Origin of the sequence: Chromatium okenii (assembly GCF_002958735.1) — a bacterium.
Lineage (GTDB): Bacteria > Pseudomonadota > Gammaproteobacteria > Chromatiales > Chromatiaceae > Chromatium > Chromatium okenii_A.
On the sequence record NZ_PPGH01000037.1, the window covers coordinates 59040 to 83787 of the forward strand.

A 24748-nucleotide genomic window follows, 5' to 3' on the forward strand; every position below is an offset into this window, starting at 1 on the left:
TGATAAGCGCGGTGATTTATAACGAATTAACAGCTTATCATGGGATTCGGTCGCAGTTTTCATCGTGGTTGCAGTGAGATCAATCAGCGCGTTTTCAGCGCCAATCCGGTTAAACTTGTCGCCCTTTTTGTTATTGAGAATTGAAGTTATGCACCGTCGTCGTTTTTTGACCAATGTTGGATATGCTGCGCTGGGAACCCTGACCTTTGGCGCACTCGGTTTGTATGCAATCCAACCTCGGCGCACTGTTTTACCATTTATTGCTGCCAATAATGATGCGCTTCCATTAAAACCAACAACGCCAAAACGAGTGGTGGTGGTCGGCGGTGGGCTGGCGGGAATGGCAGCGGCGTATGAATTGCTTAAACGCGGTTTTCAAGTGACGTTAGTTGAGCGGTCGGTTAATCTCGGTGGACGTTTAACCGGATGGAATGTCGATGTGAATGGCGAAACGATGGCGACCGAGCACGGTTTTCATGGTTTTTTCAATCAGTATTACAATCTGCATGGCTTATTAAATGAATTGGGATTGCGTGGCAATTTTAAGCCAGTGAAGAATTATCCCATTCTGTTTAAGAACAAAGAAGCCGAGTGTTTCACGAACACAACCACACTGTTTCCGTTCAATCTGCTGTCAGTGGTCGATCAAGCAAAATCCATTTCGATTATGGATTTTAATGATCCAATGGGCAACATTTACGAGTTGATGCGCTACGATCCAAAAGACACCTTTGCCCGGCTGGATAACATCGACTTTAAGACGTTCTGTCAGGGCATCAATCAGCCGATGGTCGATACCATTGTCGAACCCTTTGCGCACACTTCATTTAATCAGTTTCATCAGTATTCAACTGCTGAGGGAATTAAGTTTTTCCATTTCTTTTATCTCGGCAATCCCGATGGAATGGGCTATGACCAAACCATTGACGATGCCATGACTTCAGTCGTGACGCCATTAACGGAACGCTTAAAGGCACTCGGCGGCACAATTCTGTCGGGAATGGAAGTGCAGCATTTAATAGAACAGGACGGGCGCATTACCAAAGTTGTGCTCAAACGCCCCGGCGAAATGCCAGCGCAGGATCACAGCATCGACGCCGCTGATGTGGAAACGACGTGGACGCCGTTTTGGGGCAGTCCGACTGATTTGTATTACGTCAAGCGCGATGCGCAGGGCGAATTTCATGCAGTATCAGGACGTTGTACGCACATGGGTTGCCCAGTCGGTTTGGATGCAGCGACTGGTGGTTTTGCCTGTCCGTGTCACGGCGCGAAATATAACGCGGACGGTGTGCCCACTGCCGGCCCAACCAAAATGCCGTTGGTAGCAATGAATACCACGCGGGAAGGCGAACAATTGCGCTTGAGTGCTCGCGCCACTGGAACCACGCTGGAAACCGATTATGTGGTGCTGGCGTGTGACGTGCCCGGATTAAAAGAAATCGTTGCACATTCAACGCTGTCGAATAAACAATTTATTGAAAGCGTCGAGCAGTTGGGCGTCGCTGATCCCTATATTGTTTGGCGCATTTGGTTGGATCGAACAATGAAGCCGCTGGATGTCCCTTTTTATACGACAAGCGGTTATCAATTCACCGATTCAATTGCGATTTATTCGCAGTTGCAACCGCAATATCAGGATTGGGCAGAACGTCATCAGGGATCGGTAATTGAACTTCACGCCTATGCAGTCGAACCGGAAAATGTGTTGCCGGAAGAAGAAGTAAAGCGAATCATGCGCGAGGAATTGAATCTATTGATTCCCGAATTAGATGGCGCATCTATTGTGTATGACATTTACACGATGCAGAAAAACTTTCCGCGCTGGGCACCGGGTGATTATGCTGGACGTCCGGGGGTCGAAACTCCGATTGAAAATCTGTTTTTAGGCGGAGATTTTCTGCGCTTGGAAGTGCCAGCTAATTTAATGGAAGCCGCAACCATGACTGGACGCATGGCCGCAAATCACATTCTGGTTGCCGAGAAATTACAAGAGAATCCCATTCCCAGCGTGGATTTAGTCGGTCCGTTGGTCATCGGTTAATTGAGAAATTTTTTCGCTCTTTTTTAGCGCATTAAAATTGATTTTTAATTCGTCAATCAAAAAGAGCGGAAACTTATTTCATACAAATAACCGCCGTATTTCAGCTTCCAGCGTACTCAAACGCACCGGTTTGGATACATAACCATCCATTCCGGCTGCGAAACAACGCTCACGGTCTTCCTGCATTGCATTAGCAGTCATCGCAATAATTGGAATGTGCCCACTGCCGTATTCAATCTCGCGGGCGCGAAGATGCAACGTTGCTGTCACTCCATCCATTTCCGGCATCTCCATATCCATTAAAATCAACGCATAACTGGTGTTTGCGACGCGCTCCAACGCCACTACTCCATTGTCTGCAAATTCATGCGGCAATCCGAGACGATTAAGCATCGCACCGGCAAGTTTCTGATTTACAAGATTATCGTCAACTAAAAGCACCAACCCGTTCACTAAACTTTTTAAATCCTGCTGTTTAACCGACTGTGGCGCACTGATTGCGGCTAACGGCATTTCTGGCGCGGGTGGCAATGGCAGCCAAAATCGAAACACACTGCCAATACCGGGGCGACTTTCTACGTCAATTTCACCGCCCATTGCCTCAATTAACTCTTTTGAAATTAATAGCCCCAGCCCAGTTCCGCCGTATTGCCGCGTAATTGAATCATCCGCCTGACTAAATGGTTTAAATAACCGCGCCAACACCATTGGCTCCATTCCAATACCCGTATCGCGGACACTAAATACAATCTGTGTTTTCATTGGCGCAATACACAATGTCACTGCGCCTTGCTCAGTAAATTTCACCGCATTAACCAATAAATTAATGAGCACTTGCCGTAATCGTGTTGGATCGCCAATCACAAAATGCGCTAAATCTGGATCGATATTTGCCACAAAATCGAGACCTTTACTGTGCGCTCGATCGCCAACAATCGTCTTCACTGATTCAATTGCGGCATGAAAATCAAAAGCAATGCTTTCCAGCGTCAATCCACCTGCTTCAATTTTTGCGTGATCGAGCACCGCATTAATTAACTCCATTAAATGCTTACCCGAATTACCAATTAAACTCACATAATTTTTATGCGATAACGACAATGGCTCTGCTTCCAATAATTCCGCAAACCCAATAATGGCATTTAATGGTGTGCGTAATTCGTGACTCATCCGCGAAACAAATTCCGATTTCGCTCGACTGGCGCGTTCAGCCGCATCCTTCGCACTGCGCATTTCTTCAACTGTGGCAGCAAGCTGGCGATTGGCTTGGTTAATTCGTTTTACAAATAACCAGCTCGCCAAACTGGTTAATAACACCACTAATAACACCAGCGACCATTCAACCCATTTTAGTCGTTCACTTTGCAACTGCAACGCCATTTCTAATTCACGCAATCGTTCACTACTATCAAAAAATAAACGATTGGCATTTTCATCCAATCGTTCAAAATACGGCGGAACATGTTTTAAAAATCCATCAATTTCAAAATGCAGATCAAAAAAACTTTGGCGATCTTCATTTTCCTGCGCTTCCCAGCTTTTAATTAACATGCGTTCTAATTCTGCAATTTTGCTCGTTAATTGTTCGAGCAATGGCGCAATTTCAATTAACTCCATGACATGTTGCTGGCTATGATCGGGGCGATAATTCGCCTCTCTAATCATCTCATCACGTCCATCCAAATTAAGCTGTACGCGCTGCATCACCACTCCGCCGTTTTTCAGCACCAGCAGATCGTGCTGTAATTTATTTAATTGATCTTGGATTGCGCGATTGATTCGTTTGAGTCCCACTAAATTTGGTGTTGACGCCATGCGATAGAGGTCTTTTTCAATACCATGAATGCTGCGTACTATTTCTTCTCCAATAAATAAACGTGCCCGTTCATTGGCGCTATAGGCACTCAATTCTGCTTGAAGATTTGCAAAAAGTATTCGTAACCCAACTAATAACACAAGACATAAAATAAATAAACCAAACAGCCAACGAATTGATGTGCCAGTGGTTTTTAAACCCGCCACTGGCACTTGCGCTGCGCCGTCCTGACTAAATTGCTCCATGATGGCATTCATCGCAAATTAGGGATTAATAGTGGTCTGGTTATCAAGGAAACCATGCTTACGGAAAATCGCTTGACCAAAATCACCCGCTGTAAAGCGCATGAAACGTTGCGCCAATTCTGGGTATTTTGTGTGTTGCAATTGAATGAGAAGCAGTGCTTGTGGCTTGGCAAGTTTGGAATCAAGATCAATCACATCAAGCACTGCTGCATTGTCAGGAAAATAGCCCGTTGCTCGCCAACTTAGCGTGACATCTGCTTCCTGTTTTTTCATCGCATTTAATAGACTGCGCGAATCTGGTGCGAGAAAAGCAGTAGCGCGAACCACTTTTGAATAAATGCCAAGTTGTTCCAGAATCACTTTGGATTCCTGACCAACGCTACCGGATTCTGCGTTGCCAATAATAGCGATGACATCTTTGCGTAACAGTTCACGCGGATCAGCTTTAATGTGTTTGGGATTACCTTTTTGTACCATTAATGCCATTTGGTTATAACCTACAGTGACGGCATCACCAAGTAAGCCTTCCGCCTGATGTTTATCACGGTAACTCGGTTCGCCAGGCAAATACCATTCACCGACACCGCTTTTTTTGGCGGATTGATAAAGGTCTTCTGAGCCACCTTGTGCAATGGTGATCTTGACCTTTTCATGCTGCTCAAAACGCTGCGCAATTTCAGTCATCGGGCGCACCATTGTAATACCGCAATAGAGCAACAATTCCGCTGAATTGTTTTGCGCAATTGCGGAACTGGCAGCAAAAATTGTGATAGTCAATAAGATAATGCGATGTCGTAATAAAGCCATAATTATTTCTCTTGTTTAGAATAGCATGATGATCTATAAACGCTGTTTTTTAAGACACATGCAAGCGCAATGCTGTTTGTTTGTGTGCAAGCATTTATTCACATGTATCGCTGTCAGATAATTCAGTCGTTGCCGGTTTAATTATTGCCAGCGGCAAGGTGACATAAAATGCCGCACCACGTCCTAATTCAGATTCTGCCCAAATTTTACCCTCGTGATTATCAATAATGGTTTGGCTAATTGCTAATCCCATACCCATTCCAGTATCTTTGGTTGTTACAAAGGGATTAAATAATTCACCCAGCCGCTCAGGTGCAATACCAAATCCCGTATCTTCAACGACCACCCAAGCCAGACCATCCCGCATTCCTGTCCGAATACACAATTGTCGTTGTTCTTCATGTCGCTCTTCTAACGCATCCAGCGCATTACTGACTAAATTGAGCAATACCTGTTCAATTTGTACTAAATCCACGCGCACCGGAATGGTATTAACCACCAATAAATCTAGGTCAATGTCAATTCCTAAACGATTGGTATCGAATTCTAAAAACGTCCTTACTTCGCGCACAAGTTGATTCAAATCAACTAATGATCGACTCGGTGGTTGTTTCCCTACCAATGCCCGTAAGCGACGAATGATTTCACTGGCGCGTTGTGCTTGCGCAGTGATTTGATTCATTGCGCCAACTAATTCTTCCACTTGACCAGAACCGCCTTGTAAACGACGGGTACAACCATTAGCGTAATTCACAATTGCGGATAGCGGTTGATTAAGTTCATGCGCCATTCCAGTCGCCACTTCGCCAAGTGTACTCAAACGACAAACGTGAACCAATTCAGCTTGATGCTGACGCGATTCCTGCTCGGCGCGGCGCACAGCAGTAATGTCGCGGGCATATAAATTGACATAACCGAGATCGCGGATTGGTGCAAATAATAATGAATATAATTGCCCAGCAACCTCAAATTCGCGCTCCAGCGGTTGCCCAGCGCCCAGCGCCAAGATCACAACTTCGCGCCATTCTTCAGGCAAATGCGCATCATAATCAACAGCTTGCCATGCCAGCAATAGTGGGCGACTGGCATTATTGGCGTATACAATTAGCCCTTCTGCTGTCACGCGCATAATTGGATTTGGGCTTTCGCTGGCAAAGCGTGCCAGACTTTTAATTTCTTGTTCGGCTTGTTTGCGACTAGAAATATCATGAATATAAAGCGTATAAAACCGCTCATCATCCAATCCGATTAACGCAATAGAGATTTCCACTGGTCGCTCAACATTATCGGGCAATAATGCCAGCAATTCGCAGCGTTCCTGCGGCTGGCGATGTAAATGACGCGAGCGATCTAATAGCCGTTTGAATGCAGCGCGAGCGACACTCGGCAAAAACCGTTCTGCAAATGAAGCGTTTAATGCTTCTTGCCGCGTTACACTAAATAGCCGTTCGGCAGCACGATTAAATTCAATTACCTGTCCATCACGATCCAGCGTGACAATTGCATCGAGTGACGCTTCCATCATTGCGGCTTTGAGTGCTTCACTTTCGCGCATTGCTGCCTGATGTTTACGGTTCATTTCTTCGCGGGCAATCAATACCAATTGCGTGAAATGACGAATCCAATCTTCCAATAACAGCAATTGATTGCCGTCACGATCAAATCCCGGTTCGGCAATCCCTAGTGCTCGTTGTGAAAAACGAGTCATTCGTTTCAAAACTTTATTTAATCGCGCTGATACTAAATAAATTACCGCAGTAAATACAATGACGAATACCAACGCCGCAATGAAACGTTGTCGCCGTTCAAAAATGCGCACATGCCGCGACATTTTTTCTACTGCGCTGTGCGGAACAAAGGTTGCAAATAAGGGGTGCGAATTTTGCCCAGCGTATTCGTCTAAAGATTGTGTAGTAATAACGTAAGTTGCATCCCAATCTTCTAATTGGCTGCCCGGTGGTAAGGCTGTAGCATCAACACTGGCAATTAGTCGTCGATCAATCACATCAACCAATGCGACTGCGGCGCGTTCTACATTAAGTCCGTGCTGCGATGCTGCTAAAAATAAGTCATCAATCGGTACAAGCATTACTAAATAACCGAGATGATGCCCATTCAAATGTTCAATAGTGGCGCTGGTAATGAGATAAAAATGATTGGCAATGCGTTCGATAATTGCTCTGGAATCGTGTTGATTCAGTAGATAAGCGGCCACTTGATGAGCAATTTCAGTTGGCGCTGGCGTGGAATTGGTTTGGAAAATTTCCTGCACTTTTCCCGATAAATTAGTAAGCAAAATCTGGCTAGGTAATTCAAGCGCAGTGCGCATCAATAGATTGGGCAACCACGGCGGCGGTGAATTGATATACCGTCGGGGTTCATCGGTGATCACTGCGGTTTCGAGATAATCCGATAACCGACGATGATTGGCGAGCAATTGGGTCAATGCGCTATAACCGGAAAGATAACGATCAAAACGAATCAAACTTTCTCGCGCCCGCAGATCAAGTTGTACTTGCAACTCCTGTCGAAAGATTTTATCGACCTGAAAACTCTGGATGTGATCGAGAATGCTCCACACCGCCAGCCCTGCCAGCAGTCCGACCAGAATGGCAATCCACGGCATTGGCAACCGTCGCAACAGGCGGAATAAAAGTGGTTTAATACTGATTCGTTTGAACATCACGGCTTCCAGTAGAAGCGATCATTTGTCATTCACTGATTGGTTATTATCACTATGCAATTCGATATTACACTTGCAAAACAACCCTCTATTTTCCGTCGTCTTGGTGCCATGCTTTACGACAGCATCCTGTTGCTCGGCATTCTGATGTTAGCGACTGGGCTGGTCTCCATTCCCTATGAAGTCATCACGCATGAAAAGATTTATGAGGCAACCTTGCCGTTGGCATTGATGCGGCTGTATCTCATTACTGTTATCGCAGCATTCTACGTCTACTTTTGGACGCGAGGCGGTCAGACGTTGGGAATGCGGGCGTGGCGGTTTCGTGTGGTGCGAGAAGACGGCGGCAATCTGCGTTTTGGCAGTGCGCTGGCGCGGTTTGATTGGGCGATTCTCAGCCTATTACCGGCAGGATTAGGGCTGTGGTGGAGTTGGTTTGACCGTGACGGTCTGGCGTGGCACGACCGCAAATCGCGGACGCGGTTGGTAATGTTGCAAAAGCAGTAAAGGCAAAATTATTGACAGTATGACGGCGGTGTATTGCGCACCGCCGCAGCTTAAATGCAGTAAAATCAGGATATTGCGCGGCGACGATACGCCAGCGCCAGCAACAGCGCCCCGCTTAAAATCATCGGCAACGTGAGCAATTGCCCATCGTCAGCCAATTGAATGCCAGATAACCGATCTGCACATCCGGCAACCGTATAAATTCCACCACAAACCGAAAACTGCCGTAACCGACTAAAAACACGCCAGAAACTGCCATCATTGGACGCGGCTTGTTGGAAAACAGCCACAGTATGAGCAGCAGCACGAGACCTTCCAACGCAGCTTCATACAATTGCGACGGATGCACTGGCGGACTCCACAATGTGGCTGGTGGTTGATCGGCGCATTGCATTGGAAATTGTGCGCACGGTAGGCGCATTCCCCAAGGTAAATCAGTACGTTGTCCCCACAGCTCGCCGTTGATAAAATTCCCTAAACGCCCAGCGAATAACCCGGGTGGAACTAATGGCGCAACAAAATCAGCGACTTGAAAAAAGTGCAACCGCTGGCGGTGGGCGAAAAACCAAATCGCCAGCAACACGCCAATCAGCCCACCGTGAAAAGACATCCCGCCTTCCCAAACTCTGAAGAGATTCAGCGGGTTATCGAGAATCTGGTTAAAACCATAAAACAGCATGTAGCCCACTCGTCCACCGATGATGGTGCCAATCACGCCGTAAAAAATCAGGTCATCGACTTGATCGCTCGACCAGCCGGCGCGAGTACCGCGCCAGCGGGCGAGCATCCATGCCACACTGAAGCCAAAAAGATACATTAAGCCGTACCAGTGCACCTTTAATGGACCGACGGCAACGACAACGGGATCAAGATCAGGATAGGTCAACATGGCAAATAATGCTTAAAAATCTCGTGAAATTAACAGGTTGCTGGGCATTTTTTCAATTTCCCAGTTGCATTGATCGATCAGGTCTTTTAGCGAATGCGCAACATGTACATCATGCGCTTGAAAACGTTGACCACTGTGCCAGCAGCGAGCTGCTTCATCCGCAGTGCGTTGAAATCCTTGGCGACACAGCTCCCAAATGGCTTGCGATTGTTTGGTACTCATCGAAGTTCTCCGGCTGACGGGGTTAAATGTTGCGATGGGGCAACAACAAACAACTTTTCTGTTGCAAAATTTCCGTGATTGACACCTTAAATCTAGCACATTGGCAAAATAGCAAGAGATTATTTATTTCTGCGACATGTTGCTCTGATCGCAACTTAATTGTGCCAAAACGGTCAACATGCGGTTCAGAAATCCGGTCGATGAGTAGGCGCATGATAACGGAATCGTTGGCGCAGGCTGGCGCAGAAAACTGCGTTTGCATCGCTTGATTCCCCCATCAGCGTTCCCCAAATGAACGCCAATCTTCGGAAACTAATAGAGTTAACGACATGAGACAGGATAAGTTAACCGCGAAATTGCAAATGGCACTCGCCGATGCGCAGAGTTTGGCGTTGGGACGCGACCATCAATTCATTGAGCCAGCGCATTTAATGATTGCTCTGCTCGATCAAGAGGGCGGCAGCATTCGTCATTTATTAACTCGCGCTGATGTCAATGCCAATCGACTGCGTTCAACGCTCGGTGCAGCATTGGAACGACTGGCAACGGTGCAGGGCGCTGGCGGCGATGTTCATCTCAGTAACGATTTGAATCGCCTGCTGAATCTCACCGATAAACTCGCGCAGCAACGTAATGATCAATACATTTCATCGGAATTGTTTGTACTCGCAGCACTGGATGATAAAGGTGTATTGGGCACGGCATTGCGTGAAGCTGGTGCGAATAAAGCGGCATTGGAAAAAGCAATTGCGGAAGTGCGCGGCGGGCAACAGGCAGTCAATGATCCCAATGCGGAGGATCAACGACAGGCGTTGCAAAAATACACCATTGATCTGACCGAACGCGCCGAGCAGGGCAAACTTGATCCGGTGATCGGACGTGATGACGAAATTCGCCGCACAATCCAAGTGTTGCAGCGCCGCACCAAAAATAATCCGGTGTTAATTGGTCTGCCCGGAGTCGGCAAAAGCGCCATCGTTGAGGGTTTGGCGCAACGCATTATTAACGGCGAAGTGCCGGAAGGTCTCAAAACTAAGCGCCTGTTATCGCTCGATATGGCGGCGCTGATTGCAGGCGCAAAGTTTCGCGGCGAGTTTGAGGAACGGCTTAAAGCGGTGCTCAATGACATCGCTCGTCAAGAAGGACAAGTCATTCTTTTCATTGATGAATTGCACACGATGGTCGGCGCAGGTAAAGCCGAGGGCGCGATGGATGCTGGCAACATGTTGAAACCAGCGCTGGCGCGAGGCGAATTGCATTGTGTCGGCGCAACCACATTGGATGAATACCGCAAATACGTCGAAAAAGACGCGGCATTAGAACGGCGATTCCAAAAGGTATTGGTGGATGCACCAAATGTTGAAGACACCATTGCCATTTTGCGTGGATTAAAAGAGCGTTATGAAGTGCATCACGCGGTGGAAATTACCGATCCCGCAATTGTTGCTGCCGCCACACTTTCGCATCGTTATATTGCGGATCGGCAATTGCCCGATAAAGCCATTGACTTGATTGATGAAGCGGCTGCGCAAATTCGCATGGAAATTGATTCTATGCCGGAGGAAATGGATCGGCTTGATCGGCGTTTAATTCAGCTCAAAATTGAGCGCGAGGCAGTGAAGAAAGAAAAAGATGATGCTTCGCGTAAACGGCTAGCTGATTTGAAAGATCAAATTGAACGGTTGGAGCATGAATTCGCCGATCTGAATGAGATTTGGAAAGCAGAGAAGGCAGCCAGTCAAGGCACTGCGCATATTAAAGAAGCATTGGATCGAGTGCGCTTGGAAATGGAAACTGCGCGACGCGCTGGCGATTGGACGCGGATGTCGGAATTGCAATACGGACGTATTCCTGAATTGGAAAAGCAATTAACCGCAGCGAATACACTCACGCAGAGCGAACATCGGTTATTACGCACTCGCGTTACCGAGGAAGAAATCGCCGAGATTGTCTCGAAATGGACAGGTATTCCGGTCTCACGGATGTTAGAAGGTGAACGCGATAAATTGCTGCGCATGGAAACAGAAATCGAGCAACGCGTCGTTGGACAAACGGAAGCAGTACGCGCAGTAAGCGATGCAGTCCGCCGTTCAAGAGCGGGATTATCTGATCCAGCGCGTCCTATTGGTTCATTCCTGTTTTTAGGTCCGACTGGTGTTGGTAAAACCGAATTGTGCAAAGCATTGGCCGCATTTTTATTTGATACCGATGAAGCAATGGTGCGAATTGATATGTCGGAGTTCATGGAACGGCATTCCGTCGCTCGTTTAATTGGTGCGCCGCCCGGTTATGTCGGCTATGAAGAAGGCGGTTATTTAACCGAAGCGATTCGGCGGCGACCCTACAGTTTAATTCTGTTGGATGAGGTCGAAAAAGCACATCCCGATGTGTTCAATATCCTATTGCAAGTGCTTGATGATGGGCGCTTAACTGACGGACAGGGACGCACCGTTGATTTCCGTAACGCAGTGATTGTAATGACTTCCAATCTTGGCTCTAGCATTATTCAACAGCAGAGTGGTGAAGCGAATTACTCGGCTATGAAAGAGGCAGTGATGGATGAAGTGCGCCACGCATTTCGCCCTGAATTCATCAATCGGCTGGATGAAATCGTCGTTTTTCATTCGTTGCAAGCAGCGCAAATTCGCGCCATTGCGCAGATTCAAATCGCATTTCTGCAACAGCGATTGGCAGAACGCGATCTGCATCTCACGCTTAACGATGCAGCACTTGATCATCTAGGCGCAGCAGGATTTGATCCAGTTTATGGCGCACGTCCATTGAAACGGGCAATTCGAGCGCAATTGGAAAATCCGCTGGCGCAGGAGATTTTATCCGGTAAATTTGCACCGAATGATCGAATTGAAATCAGCGCACAAGACGGGCAACTGGTGTTTAATCGGGTGCTGCAAGGTGAATTGATCAATTAACAGGATATGATGTGCAGTGATGTCGTTGCAGTGTTGCAGCGACATCAATAGAAATTAACCGTTATTTGGTAATTCATCGCTGCGTCAAAACCGATTTTTTAATAGAGAGCAGTTCTAATGATTGAAGTTCGTGCGCTCAGTCGCAGTTACGACACGCTAACCGCAGTTGATGCGGTTTCATTCGATATTAATCACGGTGAAATTGTCGGTTTACTCGGTCATAATGGCGCGGGTAAAACCACCATGATGAAAATGCTCACGGGCTATTTAGAACCCAGTGCCGGCAGCATTCGTATTCACGGTTTAGACATCAATCAGAATCGTCGTGCTATTCAGCGTCATATCGGTTATTTGCCGGAAAACTGTCCACTTTATCCTGATATGACGGTATTGGATTATTTGGATTATCAAGCTGCGTTGCACGGTCTCATGCCACCGCATCGTGCCAGCGCTATTCGTCAAGCAATAGAACGCACTGAATTGGGCGCAAAAGTCACTGCGACGATTGGCACACTATCTCGCGGGTATCGGCAGCGCGTTGGCGTGGCGGCCGCCATTCTTCACGCGCCGAGCATTTTGATTCTCGACGAGCCGACCAACGGGCTTGATCCGGCACAAATTCAGCACATGCGGGCGCTGGTGCGCGAACTTTCCGCCGAGGCGACGCTGCTGATTTCGACGCATGTGTTGCAGGAAGTCGAAGCGGTATGCGAGCGAGTGTTGATTTTGCGCCACGGACGACTGGCGCTGGATAGTCCGCTCAACGCGATTGGCGAGTCGCGGCTGATTGTCACCCTTGATCGACCGCTGGGCGAAGTTGCGCCGCTACTATCTGAAATTGCGGGCGTTGATGCCGTGATTGAGTTGAAAATTCCCTTTGAGAACAAATCCCCCCAGCCCCCTTTGCTAAAGGGGGGGAAGAAGCCCCCCTTTGTAAAAGGGGGGTTGGGGGATTTATCAAAACAAGGGGGTTGAAGAGATTTCAAACGGGGCTTGCAGGATTGATTTGCACCGTTTCGCCTTGACCGCTGCCGACCCCCGCACCGTTGCGCCAGCAATCGCTGCGGCAATTGGGCAACGTGGTTGGGCGCTATATGAATTGACCCCAGAACGCCATAATTTAGAGGCGCTATTCGGCGCAGTGACGCTCGAAATAGCGGAGAAGAATCATGTTTGAAATCATTCGGGTGACGCGCCGCGAATTGGCAGCTTTTTTCGGATCACCAGTTGCTTATTTATTTATTGGTACATTTCTCGCGGTATCGCTGTTTGTATTCTTTTGGGTGGAAGCATTTTTCGCCCGCAATCTTGCCGATGTGCGCCCATTATTTGAATGGATGCCAATTCTGCTTATTTTCCTATGTGCCGCATTAACGATGCGCTTATGGAGTGAAGAACGCCGCGCTGGAACGCTAGAAACATTACTCACGCTGCCGGTCTCAACAACTAAATTAGTCTTGGGCAAATTTTTCGCCGCATTCGGATTAGTGAAAGTGGCGCTGGCATTAACTTTACCACTGCCAATTACCGTCGCGCTCATCGGTTCACTCGATTGGGGACCCGTAATTGGCGCGTATTTAGCAACGCTATTACTGGCAGCGACCTATTTAGCAATAGGCTTATTTATTTCTGCTCGCACCGACAATTCAATCATCGCATTAATTGGCAGCACTTTAATTTGTAGTCTGTTTTATCTCATTGGCTCGCCAACAATAACCGCATTATTTGGACATAACGGCGGCGAATTGCTGCGATTGCTCGGCAGCGGAGCGCGGTTTGCGTCGATTACACGCGGCGTTATTGACCTGCGCGATTTGATCTATTACCTCAGTTTAACGACTATTTTTTTAATGTTAACGGTTGATAGTTTAGAACGGCTGCGCTGGGCGAATGCGCCAATCAATACACGCCAGCATCGTCGGTGGTCGCTGATGATAATACTGTCAATTGTCAATCTGCTCGCCGTGAATCTGTGGCTGCAACCGATTAACACAGCGCGAGTTGATCTCACACAAGGGCAGTTGTATCGCCTTTCGGAAACCACACGCAATTATTTAAATCAATTGCAGGAACCGCTGCTCATTCGTGGTTATTTCAGCGCCCAAACGCATCCGTTATTAGCGCCGCTTGTGCCACAATTGCGCGATTTATTAGCAGAATTTGCAGTGGCTGGAAATGGGCAAGTGCGCGTTGAAATCATTGATCCGCAGCAGTCACCGGAATTAGAACGCGAAGCTGGTGAGCAATACGGAATTCATCCGGTGGCATTTCAAACAGAAACCAAATATCAAGCCGCAGTGGTGAATTCTTATTTCGATTTGTTAGTGAAATACGGCGATCAATTTGAAACGTTGAATTTTCAAGATTTGATTGAAATTAAAGCGCGTTCAGAATCCGATTTAGAAGTGCGGCTGCGCAATCCTGAATATGATTTAACTCGCGCTATTAAAAAGGTGCTTTATGCGTATCGCAGCAGCGGTGATGTCTTCGCCAATCTCACTGCGCCAGTACAATTTCACGGGTTTATTTCCGATGCCGCGCAATTGCCCGAACCCTTGCCCGCATTGCGGCAAACTTTAGAAACGCTGCTCGGTGAATTGGCAGCGCAATCTGCGGTAAGTTTACATTTGAAATTCAAGACCCGCGGCTGGCGATGGCGCATTAGCGAAAACTATTCAAGATGAATTTGGTTTTGAGCCGCTGCGTGTCGATTTGTTAAATCCGACGCCATTTTATTTTTATATGGTGGCGCAGTCTGGTGAAGAAATCCCCCCTAACCCCCCTTTTACAAAGGGGGGGACAGACGCAGTTTCTTCTGTGCAAAAGGAGGCAGAAGAGATTGTGAACCCCCCTTTGGAAAAGGGGAGCAGGGGGGATTTCTTTCCGATTCCATTGCCGGAATCATTGGATAAAGCGGGATTGCAGCGGGCAATTGAAGCAACAATTAAACGCTTTACGCCCGGTGTATTGCGCACCATTGCATTGTATACGCCAGCGAATACGAATGACGGCGGGCAATACAGTTTATTGCAGCAGGCATTGCAAGAACATTTCAGTGTGCGCGAAACCGATTTAATCAGTGGTCAAGTGCCAGAAGATGCAGATTTGTTAATGGTGATTGCGCCAGAAAATCTGGATGTCAAACAGCAATTTGCAATTGATCAATTCCTGATGCAGGGCGGCACAGTCATTATTGCTGCCTCCAGTTTTAATGTTGATCTCGGTGGCGATGGGATTACCGCCGCGCATCATGCAACCGGTTTGGAACATTGGTTCGGTGCGTTGGGACTGCGTCTGGAGCCGTCGCTGGTGCTTGATCCGCACAACACGCCGTTTCCGATTCCAGTGGAGCGCGAGGTCGGCGGTTTTGCGGTGCAGGAAGTGCAAACGCTTGATTATCCGTACTTTGTCGATGTGCGCGGCGATGGATTGATGAGCGCCAGCGCGGGTATCACTGCGAATCTTGAGCAACTCACGTTGAATTGGGCATCGCCGCTGGAAGTAGATGCTGCGCCGAATGCGTCGCGCACGGTGATGCCGTTGTTGCAAAGTTCGACCGAAGCCTGGACGAGCGATTCGGAGCAGATGCAGCCGGATTTTGAGACGGATGGAGCGCTGGGTTTTCCTCGCGGTAACGATAGCGGACCGAAATTGTTGGCGGTGGCAATTGAAGGGCAGTTTCAATCGCCGTTTGCGGAAATCCCCCTAACCCCCCTTTGTCAAAGGGGGAAATGCGGAAATCCTTTAACAACGGAGGAAATGCGGATGACGACACTGCGCCAGCGGATGAAACAGCGCGGGAGAAAACGCCGCCAGTGATTTCTGGTGTGGTGGAAATGTCACCAGCAACTGCGCGGTTGATTGTGATTGGGTCAGCGAGTTTTCTCAGCGATACGGCGATCAGTTTGGCCAGTGAAGCGACGCAGAGCCGTTATCTTAAATCATTGGAATTTATGCAGAACGCAGTGGAATGGGCGCTGGAAGATCGCGGATTGTTGAGTTTGCGCGGACGCGGTCAATTCAGTCGGTTGCTGATGCCGCTCAGTCCGCAAGGGCAAATGCTGTGGGAAACGTTGAATGATCTGTTGGCGCTGGGTGGATTGGCGTTGGTGTATGGGCTGGCGCGGTGGATGCGGGTTCGGCGCGAACGGATGCAGGTCGCACTGCTGCATGAAGTGTCGGTTGAAAAACTTGTTAATGATCAGCGGGAAATATGATGACCGCTAAAAATTGGCAACTGAATCAATCGTTTATGTATTTAACTGCGTCACTCCTAAGACGCTATAGTTATGCAGCATCTTGTGGAATAGTAAAGCGCCGCAAGTTGTCCTCTCGACGTTTGTTCACACAGGAGATCGGTCTTTATGTTCGACAGTACCATGATCGAACTTTCACGCTGGCAGTTCGCCAGCACTGCGTTGTATCACTTCCTTTTTGTTCCGCTGACGCTCGGTTTGTCGTGGATTTTGGTCATCATGGAAAGCGTGTATGTGATGACTGGGCGCGAGATTTACCGCGATATGGTCAAGTTTTGGGGCAAATTATTCGGCATTAACTTTGCCCTCGGTGTCACCACCGGCTTAACGATGGAATTCCAATTCGGCACCAATTGGGCGTATTACAGCCATTATGTTGGCGACGTGTTTGGCGCACCGCTGGCAATTGAAGGCTTGATGGCGTTCTTTTTGGAATCGACCTTCATCGGCTTGTTTTTCCTCGGCTGGGAACGCCTGAGCAAGCGCCAGCATCTGGGCGTTACTTTTAATGGCGTTCGGCTCCAACCTCTCCGCGCTGTGGATTTTGATTGCCAACGGCTGGATGCAAAATCCGGTTGGCGCAGAATTCAGCTTTGAAACCATGCGCATGGAAATGACCAGCTTTGCCGAATTGGTCACAAATCCGGTCGCGCAGGTCAAATTCGTCCACACCGTCGCTGCCGGTTATGTCACTGCGTCGATGTTCGTGCTCGGCATCAGCGCGTGGTACATGTTGAAAGGGCGCGATCTCGCCTTTGCCAAACGCTCGTTTTCCGTCGCCGTCGGCTTTGGCATGGCGTCGATTTTGTCGGTGATTTTGCTCGGCGATGAATCCGGTTATGAGGTCGGCGACATTCAACGGGTGAAATTGGCGGCGATTGAAGCGGAATGGGAAACCGAACCTGCGCCAGCGGCATTTACCGTGTACGGCAATCCCAACAACACCGATCAAGAAACCCACGACGCGATCAAAATCCCGTGGCTGCTGGGTTTGATCGCCACCCGCTCGCTGGATACGCAAGTCAAAGGTTTGAAAGAATTAATGGCGGAGCATGAAGTGCGGATTCGCAGCGGCATGATTGCGTATTCCTATCTGGAACAACTGCGCGGTGGTGCAGATACGCCGGAAAATCGGGCGGAATTTGCAAAACATAAGGCGGATTTGGGCTACGGGCTGCTGCTGAAGCCTTACATCGAAAATCCCGCGCAAGCCAGCGAGGAGCAAATCCAACTGGCGTGAAAGATTCCATTCCTGAAGTCGCGCCGATTTTCTGGGCATTTCGCGTGATGGTGGGCGCAGGCGTGTGGATGTTGCTGCTGCTGGTGCTGGGATTTTATTTCAACGCCAAGCGCGTGATTCAACAGCAACGCTGGCTGCTGTGGCTATTTCTGCTGAGTATTCCTGCGCCGTGGATCGCAGTGGAAACGGGTTGGTTTGTGGCGGAATTCGGACGCCAGCCGTGGGCGATTGGTGAAGTGCTGCCGACCAGCATCGCGGTCTCCAGCCTGACGACAAATGATTTGATTATCAGCATTTCCGGCTTCCTGATTTTCTACACCACGTTGTTTATTATCGAAATGTTCCTGATGATTAAGTTTGCGCGGTTGGGGCCGAGTTCGCTGCACACTGGGCGTTATCACCACGAGCACAACAGCGAACACGCAGGCGGCATGACGCCAATCACTGCGCCGCAGAAACCAATCGAATAAGCCGGAGGAATTCTGATGATTCTCGATTACGAAACACTGAAATTTGCGTGGTGGGTGTTGGTCGGCGTGCTGTTTATCGGCTTCGCTGTGACCGACGGAATGGATATGGGCGTCGGTACGCTGCTGCCGTTTTTGGGCAAAACCGACGACGAGCGCCGCGTCATCATCAACACCATCGGTCCGCATTGGGACGGCAATCAAGTGTGGTTAATTACCGCTGGCGGCGCGATTTTCGCAGCGTGGCCGCTGGTTATGCCGCAGCATTTTCCGGCTTTTATTTCGCCATGCTATTGGCGTTATTCGGATTATTTTTCCGTCCAGTCGGCTTTGATTACCGCAGCAAAATCGCTAATAAACATTGGCGCAATGCGTGGGATTGGGGCTTATTTATCGGCGGCGCAGTTCCCGCGCTGGTATTCGGCATTGCATTCGGCAATTTATTGCAAGGCGTACCGTTTCATCTCGATGATTTCCTGCGTCCGTATTACAGCGGCAGCTTTTTAGGCTTACTCAATCCATTTGCACTGCTCGCTGGCTTCATTAGCCTCGGCATGTTGGTCATGCACGGCGCAATTTGGTTGCAACTGCGCACTGCCGAACCGATTGCCGAACGCGCCAAAGGTGTCGCCAAACAAGTCGGTTTAGCCACCATCGCTGCGTTCGCATTGGCGGGCATTTGGCTGGCGACCGGCATTGACGGATTCCGCGTGGTCTCGATGCCAGAATTGGGCGCAACGCCAAATCCGCTGACGAAAGAAGTAGTGCAGGAAGCTCATGCGTGGTTGGCGAATTACAGCAATTACCCGTTAACAATGCTGCTGCCGCTGCTCGGATTTGCTGGATTAGGATTAGGCGTTTTGGCTTCAATGGCAAATCGTCCCGGCTGGGGTTAGTTGCCAGCAGTTTGGGTTTAAGCGGCGTTATTCTCACCGCTGGCGCCACGATGTTTCCATTCATTATGCCGTCGAGCACCAATCCTAATAGCAGTTTAATTGCATGGGATGCGGTATCGAGTCATTTAACCCTGAGCGTCATGTTCTGGGCGGCAGTGATTTTTGTGCCATTGATTTTAATTTATACCACTTGGACTTACGCCATGATGTGGCGGCGTGTCACGGTGGAAGAAATTCAAGCACAGGATCATCTCGCGTATTAACCACAATCTAAATGCAGCGATGAATAAATCAATCATTGCTGCATTTTTTGTTGATATTTAGAGGGTTTTTTATGTGGTATTTCGCATGGTTATTGGGCGTATTGCTGGCGCTTGCGTTTGGTATTATTAACGTCATGTGGTACGAATCCGAACAATGTCCCGGTGGTATCTCTAAAGACGATGAAGCGGCACATTAACCGCAATTCTTTAGCGTCACACTACAACACAGTGTGACGCGGAGCAAAAGCAATGAAACCCATGCTAACTCCACGACCGACTGGCGCATTTATTGGTGCATCTTGGGCAGCATTATTTATTGGTGTGCTCACCTATCTTGCTGGGCTATGGAATGCGTCAATGTTGCTTAATGAAAAAGGCTATTACTTCACGCTCTTGATGTATGGCTTATTTGCAGCAGTGTCATTACAAAAATCAGTGCGTGACCGGCTGGAAGGCATTCCCGTTACTGGCATTTATTTTGGGCTGTGTTGGCTTTCTTTAGGGCTGGCAATTCTGCTGCTGGCGATTGGATTATCAAATGCAACCTTTTCAACCAGCGAAAAAGGTTTTTATGCGATGTCGTTTATTCTTAGTCTGTTTGCCGCAGTTGCAGTGCAAAAAAACATCCGCGATACCGCATCATTTCCCGAAGAGCCGCCGCATTCATCAGACGGCAGCATTTAATTCTTAATTCCCGCTTTTTCACTTCACTATTAAAAATAACCATGATTGAGATTGAATACATCGTGAAAGACAACAACGGCATTGAACGCTTTCGTACTCAAGATAAAAAAGCTGCCGACGCCTATGATCGCATGTTGGAAAATGCCCAACGGCTCGCGCAATTGTTGCGCACTGATGCCGTATTGCCGACATTATCCGAAGCAGATATGGAAGAGTTAACAATCTATCTTGCGCGTAATGCGTCAACGGTGGAGCGTATCTTAAAAGGAAAAGCAATCGAAACGCATTCAACGCCGATGGCAGATAGCGAGAGCACTTAATATGCCGCAAATGGATAAAAAGACGCTGGCAAAATTGCGCTGCGAATTGCGCTGGGAAAGTGCTATAGCGAAACACCGTGATTGTTTTAATACGCCGCGCCTCAATTTGTGGCGGGATTTTTTCCCGCCGCAATTAGAAAACGATTTAATGGGGCGCTCGCTCGGCGAGCAAACGCACTATTCATTTGCGCCCGGTGAATTGGTGGAACCAATGAATTCGCGCCAGTATTTTCGGCTCAAACCCCACCAATTTAATCAGCGATTTGGCAATAAAGGCTTGATTCCGCAACGCAATGGACGTTTTTATCCACGCGGCATGTTGCAGGAATTGTCCACAATTTTTGCCCAAGATTGTCATCCGTTTCGCCTGATTGCTGGTGCGGCAGCGGAAGCGGAATTTTATGCCGATTTGAATCATCCGCTGGCAAGCTATCCGCTTGATTTACAAGTCACAATCACTGGAATTTGGGCGCAGGGCGAGCAGCGCGGCGGGCGCAGTCAGGATGTCGCGGCGTTGTTGACCGCCAACGGTCCGGGAATGCAGACACGCTGGCGCGACCAACCGACTGATTTTTGGTCAGATATGCCGTTTATGCGCCGCGATTGTCGCTCCGATCTGGCGTTTTATGACCAGCCGCGTTTGATTGCACATCTCGATCAAACGGCGCAGGATGAGTTGGCGGCGCTGCATGGGCAATTGCTCGCACCAAACAGCCAAGTGCTTGATTTAATGAGCAGTTGGCAAACACATTTGCCGGAAGAGTTGGCGCTTGCCGAATTGGTGGGGCTGGGCATGAATGCGGCAGAATTGGACGCCAATCCGCGTTTAACCGAACGCGTGGTGCACGATCTCAACGCGATGCCGCAATTGCCATTTGCTGCCGCGCAATTTGATGCAGTGATTTGTAGTTTGTCGATTGAATATCTGATTGAACCAATTGCGGTATTACGCGAAGTGGCGCGAGTATTAAAACCCGGCGGTGTTTGCGTAATTGGTTTTTCTAATCGCTGGTTTCCAACCAAAGCTATTCAATTATGGGAAGGGATTCACGAGTTTGAGCGCCCGGGTTTAATACTGGAGTATTTTCTCGCTGCGGGCGGTTTTACTGAATTGGAAACCTTCAGTGTGCGCGGATTACCGCGTCCGGCAAATGATAAATACGCCGATCAAATGGCGCTGTCCGATCCAATTTATGCGGTATGGGGACGACGTTCGGCGGATTAATTGCCGTCACGCTGGCGCAATTAGGTCATCTATTTCTGCGATTTGAATTAAACGGTTTAAGTCGCGCACCGTGATTTGATTGCCCAGCACTTGAATGACACCCTGTTCGCTCAACGCTTTAATCACCCGCGAAAACGTTTCCGGTTGCACCGATAGCCGCGACGCCAACACGCTTTTCCGCACTGCCAATTCAATCTGCATCTGCCCCGGCTCGCGTTTGGCAACCAAATAACGCGCCACGCGACTGGTCGCCGTGTGCAGCGTCAAATCATCAATTTCGCCAATCAAACCGCGCAGCCGTTGACTCAACACGCCGAGCAATTGAAAACAGGTGTCCACCGAATCGCGCAACATGCTGGCGAAATCAGCGGCGTCGATGGCGAGCAATTGCGATGGACACAGCGCCGCAGCGCAGACTGGATAACGCGGCGCGTTGAGAAAAACCAACGCTTCGGCAAAGGTTTGACCGGGGTTGACGATCTCAATCACCTTTTCGCCGCCGTCAGCCGCCAACCGAAATAACCGCATTTGCCCGGACAGCAGCAAATAAAAGCGCGTTGCTGCATCGTCTTGATAAAACAGCATTTGTTCGGCATCCAGCATCACGCGGCTGGCGTGGAGACTGACTCGCGCCAATTGCGCTGCATCCAGCCGCGAAAACAGTGTGCCTCGGCGCAATTCGTCGATCATGCCGTAAGCTGCCGATTCAGCCAGTGAATTGATTCTGCAACCGTTGTTGCCAATTCCTGCGCTGGGCGCGGTGGACGCTGGCGCATGATGACGTGCAGATTGCGCTCGCGGGCGACGATCAATTTGGCAGCAGTTGCGTCGCCGCCGCTGTTTTTACACACAATCGTGTCGATGTTGTGCGCGGTGAATAATTCCCGTTCGCCAGCCAAGTCGAATGGTCCCCGCGCCAGCAATATCTGCGACGCAGGAAAATGCAGCAGCGGATCGGGCGCAGTGACGACGCGAATCAACAACCAAATGTCGGGCAATTCCGCAAATGGCGCGAGTTCCTGCCGCCCGACCGCCAGCAACACGCGCTGCGCTCCGTTTGCAATCAACGCGGCTCGCGCTTCCGCCCAATCTGTTACCAATTCCCAGCGATCTTCCGGCGCAGCAATCCACGCTGGGCGCTCCAAACGCAGCAATGGCACTTTCGCTGCGCGGCAACTTTCCAACGCATTCCACGTCATCGCGGCTGCGAACGGATGCGTCGCATCAATCACCGCATCAATCCGCTGCTCGCGCAAATAGGTCGTCAGTCCGGCGACGCCGCCAAACCCGCCGCTACGCCATTCACCAGCGGGAATGCGCGGTTGCGCGGTGCGCCCCGCCAGCGACGTGATGACCCGTAAATCATCGCAGGGCGCGAGTGCCTCGCCAGCGCGTAGGCTTCAGTCGTGCCGCCGAGAATTAAAAGATGCTTATTAATCAATTGCTTACTCGGTTATTGCCAACTCAAACCCAGCGCCAGCGCCAGCGGATAACACACCAAAATCAGCGTCAACGCCCGCTGCAAATCCGTCGCGTCAAGCTCGGCAGGCCACGCAGAATTGCCGATAAACCGCTCATTGACCACTTGCCCGTTGCGCCACACGGGACCGAGTAAACGCACCCGCAATGCGCCGCACAAGCGGCTTCGCTCCAGCCGAATTCGGACTCGGCAGCAGCGCGTGATCGCGCCATGCCGTGCGCAGCGCCAGCAGCGGATGTAACCGTAACAACGCAGCAGCAGTCGCAATCACCAGCACTGAGAGTCGCGCTGGAAGCCAATGAATGAAATCGTCAGATCGCGCTGCTGCCCAGCCAAAATCTTGATAACGTTGATTTTGATAGCCGATCATCGAATCGAGCGTGGAAATAACTTTGACCGCCAGCAGCCCCGGCAAGCCAAATAAACACAGCGCCCACAGCGGTGTCAGCACTGCGTCAGTGAGATTTTCCGCCAGACTTTCAATCGTGGCGCGGACAATGCCGTCACGCTGCAACGGCGCGGTATCGCGCCCAACTAATTGTGTTAATTGATTTCGCGCTGCGGGCAGATCGTCCAAATTGCGGAGTACGCGCCGACCTTGTTCTAACAAATCGCGCAAACACAGCAGGCTGTAAGCCAGATATAAATCCCACAGCAGCGCGAGCTGCGGATGAATCCACGCGGCGCCAGCACGAATGCCCAGCCATACGGCGAACACTGCGCTGATTACCAGTAATCCATGCGCGATACCGCCCCAGCGTTCGTTCCAACCGCGAGCGAAAAATTGCCGTTCAATCAATGCGCTCAGATCGCCAATCAGCCGCACTGGATGCAGTCGATAGACCGGATCGCCAAAGGTGAGATCAAGCAAACAAGCGAATAAAATTAAGCTCATGGCGGCACACTCAGGATGCTGATGGTGCTGGACGGAAACGTCGCGGAAAAGCTGCGTCGTACAATTTGGACGTGGTGGTGCTGGCGCGTAATCGTGCTCCGAGCGCCGGACTCACTAAAATCAACGCTTGACGGTCAATTTGTGCGGCGCGGCATTGCGCGCATGTCGATCAAGGTTCCGCGCAACACCACTTCATCTGGCCAAGTGCTTTGTGGACGATGACGATCGGCGCGTTTCTGCCCAGCCTGCTGCGATTAACTGCGCAACCACGGCATCAATTCGTTCAATCGACAGGAAAATGCACAATGTGCAGCCGTGCGCGGCGAGCGATGCAAAGGATTCACTTTCCGGCATTGCGGTTCGTTCAGACAGCCGCGTGAAAATCAACCGTTTGCGTGAGTTCGGCAGCGTCAAACATTCACCGGCAGCGGCAGCAGCGGATGCCATTGCTGAGGACACGCCAGAGACAATACCAACCGGAATTCCCGCTGCATCGAATGGTCGCGCCAGCTCGGCAACCACGCCGTATAACGTTGGATCGCCAGTTTGCAGCCGCACCACCACTGCGTGGCGCTGGGCGCGATCCAATAACCATGCAGTGACTTCTGCCAACGCCATCGTTTTAGAATCAGTGATTTCACATTCCGGTTTTGCCCATTGCAAAACAGTTTCCGCCACCAATGAACCGGTATACAAAATGGCATCCGCTTCAGCGAGTAATCGCGCACCGCGTACCGTAATCATGTCCGGCGCACCAGGACCGGCTCCAACAAACCACACCTTACCCATGTTCGGCGCTCCGTTGTAATTAAAGAAGTTTTCAGTGACCGTTGTATTTTTGGCTGATCACTGCTAACTGACAACTGCCAACTTTTTTCA

Annotated in this window: 21 protein-coding genes and 4 pseudogenes; 14 read left to right on the forward strand and 11 right to left on the reverse strand. The window is 49.5% G+C overall.

All coding sequences use genetic code 11. The annotated features are described in order from the left end of the window. The first annotated feature begins 148 nt into the window (after positions 1-148). A complete protein-coding gene (locus tag CXB77_RS23135; protein WP_105074120.1) occupies positions 149-2044 on the forward strand; it encodes an FAD-dependent oxidoreductase in 1896 nt (631 codons plus the stop codon). A 78-nt stretch (positions 2045-2122) separates the two neighbouring features. On the opposite strand, the gene CXB77_RS12085 is transcribed toward CXB77_RS23135, so the two are convergent. The 3 genes from CXB77_RS12085 to CXB77_RS12095 form a co-directional block, all read right to left on the reverse strand. After that, positions 2123-4117, reverse strand: a complete 1995-nt coding sequence (locus tag CXB77_RS12085; protein WP_105074121.1) for an ATP-binding protein — start codon at positions 4115-4117, stop codon at positions 2123-2125. A 6-nt stretch (positions 4118-4123) separates the two neighbouring features. Then, positions 4124-4882 (reverse strand): substrate-binding domain-containing protein, encoded by a 759-nt coding sequence (locus CXB77_RS12090; RefSeq protein ID WP_242445686.1) that lies wholly within the window; start codon positions 4880-4882, stop codon positions 4124-4126. Between the two features lie 124 nt (positions 4883-5006). Next, positions 5007-7595: a PAS domain-containing sensor histidine kinase gene (locus CXB77_RS12095; protein ID WP_242445687.1), complete on the reverse strand. Its 2589-nt coding sequence runs from the start codon at positions 7593-7595 to the stop codon at positions 5007-5009. A 54-nt stretch (positions 7596-7649) separates the two neighbouring features. Here CXB77_RS12095 and CXB77_RS12100 point away from each other — a divergent pair, with 54 nt between their 5' ends. After that, positions 7650-8102 carry an RDD family protein gene (locus CXB77_RS12100; protein ID WP_105074123.1) on the forward strand — a complete coding sequence of 151 codons (453 nt, stop codon included), beginning with the start codon at positions 7650-7652 and terminating at the stop codon, positions 8100-8102. Positions 8103-8167: 65 nt separating this feature from the next. Here the strand turns inward: CXB77_RS12100 and lgt are convergent. Together lgt and CXB77_RS12110 are read right to left on the reverse strand one after the other, a co-directional pair. After that, positions 8168-8991 (reverse strand): annotated as a pseudogene (lgt, locus tag CXB77_RS12105) (prolipoprotein diacylglyceryl transferase). Between the two features lie 12 nt (positions 8992-9003). After that, positions 9004-9213, reverse strand: a complete 210-nt coding sequence (locus CXB77_RS12110; protein ID WP_105074124.1) for a hypothetical protein — start codon at positions 9211-9213, stop codon at positions 9004-9006. Between the two features lie 329 nt (positions 9214-9542). Here CXB77_RS12110 and clpB point away from each other — a divergent pair, with 329 nt between their 5' ends. The 12 genes and pseudogenes from clpB to CXB77_RS12165 all read left to right on the forward strand — a co-directional run bounded on the left by clpB (position 9543) and on the right by CXB77_RS12165 (position 21494). After that, complete coding sequence (gene clpB / locus CXB77_RS12120; RefSeq protein ID WP_105074126.1) at positions 9543-12143, forward strand: ATP-dependent chaperone ClpB; 2601 nt, start codon at positions 9543-9545, stop codon at positions 12141-12143. Between the two features lie 117 nt (positions 12144-12260). After that, a complete protein-coding gene (locus tag CXB77_RS12125; protein WP_105074127.1) occupies positions 12261-13118 on the forward strand; it encodes an ABC transporter ATP-binding protein in 858 nt (285 codons plus the stop codon). A 31-nt stretch (positions 13119-13149) separates the two neighbouring features. Next, complete coding sequence (locus CXB77_RS19785) at positions 13150-13320, forward strand: hypothetical protein (protein ID WP_172452657.1); 171 nt, start codon at positions 13150-13152, stop codon at positions 13318-13320. Then, positions 13313-14909 (forward strand): annotated as a pseudogene (locus tag CXB77_RS22035) (DUF7088 domain-containing protein); the annotation flags it as partial. The gene CXB77_RS19785 and the pseudogene CXB77_RS22035, both read left to right, overlap by 8 nt. Beyond that, positions 14886-15962 carry a Gldg family protein gene (locus tag CXB77_RS22040; protein WP_431520749.1) on the forward strand — a complete coding sequence of 359 codons (1077 nt, stop codon included), beginning with the start codon at positions 14886-14888 and terminating at the stop codon, positions 15960-15962. The pseudogene CXB77_RS22035 and the gene CXB77_RS22040, both read left to right, overlap by 24 nt. After that, positions 15875-16360: a hypothetical protein gene (locus CXB77_RS23920; protein WP_146108810.1), complete on the forward strand. Its 486-nt coding sequence runs from the start codon at positions 15875-15877 to the stop codon at positions 16358-16360. The genes CXB77_RS22040 and CXB77_RS23920 overlap by 88 nt, the downstream gene beginning before the upstream one ends. Before the next feature lie 147 nt (positions 16361-16507). After that, positions 16508-18109, forward strand: a pseudogene (locus CXB77_RS12140) (cytochrome ubiquinol oxidase subunit I). Positions 18110-18124: 15 nt separating this feature from the next. Then, positions 18125-19265: pseudogene (gene cydB / locus CXB77_RS12145) on the forward strand (cytochrome d ubiquinol oxidase subunit II). A 71-nt stretch (positions 19266-19336) separates the two neighbouring features. After that, the gene (gene cydX / locus CXB77_RS12150; RefSeq protein ID WP_105074129.1) at positions 19337-19462 is read left to right on the forward strand and encodes a cytochrome bd-I oxidase subunit CydX; all 126 of its coding nucleotides are present in this window, start codon (positions 19337-19339) and stop codon (positions 19460-19462) included. Between the two features lie 52 nt (positions 19463-19514). Continuing rightward, positions 19515-19949, forward strand: coding sequence for an inner membrane protein YiaA (yiaA, locus tag CXB77_RS12155; RefSeq protein ID WP_105074130.1), 435 nt, complete (start codon positions 19515-19517; stop codon positions 19947-19949). A gap of 41 nt (positions 19950-19990) precedes the next feature. Continuing rightward, on the forward strand, positions 19991-20269 hold the full coding sequence (locus CXB77_RS12160; protein ID WP_105074131.1) for a YebG family protein: 279 nt from the start codon (positions 19991-19993) through the stop codon (positions 20267-20269). Between the two features lies 1 nt (position 20270). Next, positions 20271-21494, forward strand: a complete 1224-nt coding sequence (locus tag CXB77_RS12165; RefSeq protein ID WP_105074132.1) for a class I SAM-dependent methyltransferase — start codon at positions 20271-20273, stop codon at positions 21492-21494. Between the two features lie 6 nt (positions 21495-21500). On the opposite strand, the gene CXB77_RS12170 is transcribed toward CXB77_RS12165, so the two are convergent. The 6 genes from CXB77_RS12170 to CXB77_RS12185 form a co-directional block, all read right to left on the reverse strand. Then, the gene (locus CXB77_RS12170; protein ID WP_105074133.1) at positions 21501-22184 is read right to left on the reverse strand and encodes a Crp/Fnr family transcriptional regulator; all 684 of its coding nucleotides are present in this window, start codon (positions 22182-22184) and stop codon (positions 21501-21503) included. Beyond that, positions 22181-22837 (reverse strand): cobalt-precorrin-6A reductase, encoded by a 657-nt coding sequence (locus CXB77_RS12175; protein WP_242445809.1) that lies wholly within the window; start codon positions 22835-22837, stop codon positions 22181-22183. Before CXB77_RS12175 ends, CXB77_RS12170 begins: the two co-directional genes overlap by 4 nt. After that, the gene (locus tag CXB77_RS22045) at positions 22759-22935 is read right to left on the reverse strand and encodes a hypothetical protein (RefSeq protein WP_242445688.1); all 177 of its coding nucleotides are present in this window, start codon (positions 22933-22935) and stop codon (positions 22759-22761) included. Before CXB77_RS22045 ends, CXB77_RS12175 begins: the two co-directional genes overlap by 79 nt. A gap of 12 nt (positions 22936-22947) precedes the next feature. Then, positions 22948-23115 (reverse strand): hypothetical protein, encoded by a 168-nt coding sequence (locus CXB77_RS23925; protein ID WP_347338131.1) that lies wholly within the window; start codon positions 23113-23115, stop codon positions 22948-22950. Beyond that, a complete protein-coding gene (gene cbiB, locus CXB77_RS12180; protein ID WP_347338132.1) occupies positions 23069-23869 on the reverse strand; it encodes an adenosylcobinamide-phosphate synthase CbiB in 801 nt (266 codons plus the stop codon). Before cbiB ends, CXB77_RS23925 begins: the two co-directional genes overlap by 47 nt. A gap of 192 nt (positions 23870-24061) precedes the next feature. Further along, positions 24062-24658: a cobalt-precorrin-4/precorrin-4 C(11)-methyltransferase gene (locus tag CXB77_RS12185; protein WP_242445689.1), complete on the reverse strand. Its 597-nt coding sequence runs from the start codon at positions 24656-24658 to the stop codon at positions 24062-24064. Positions 24659-24748 lie beyond the last annotated feature (90 nt).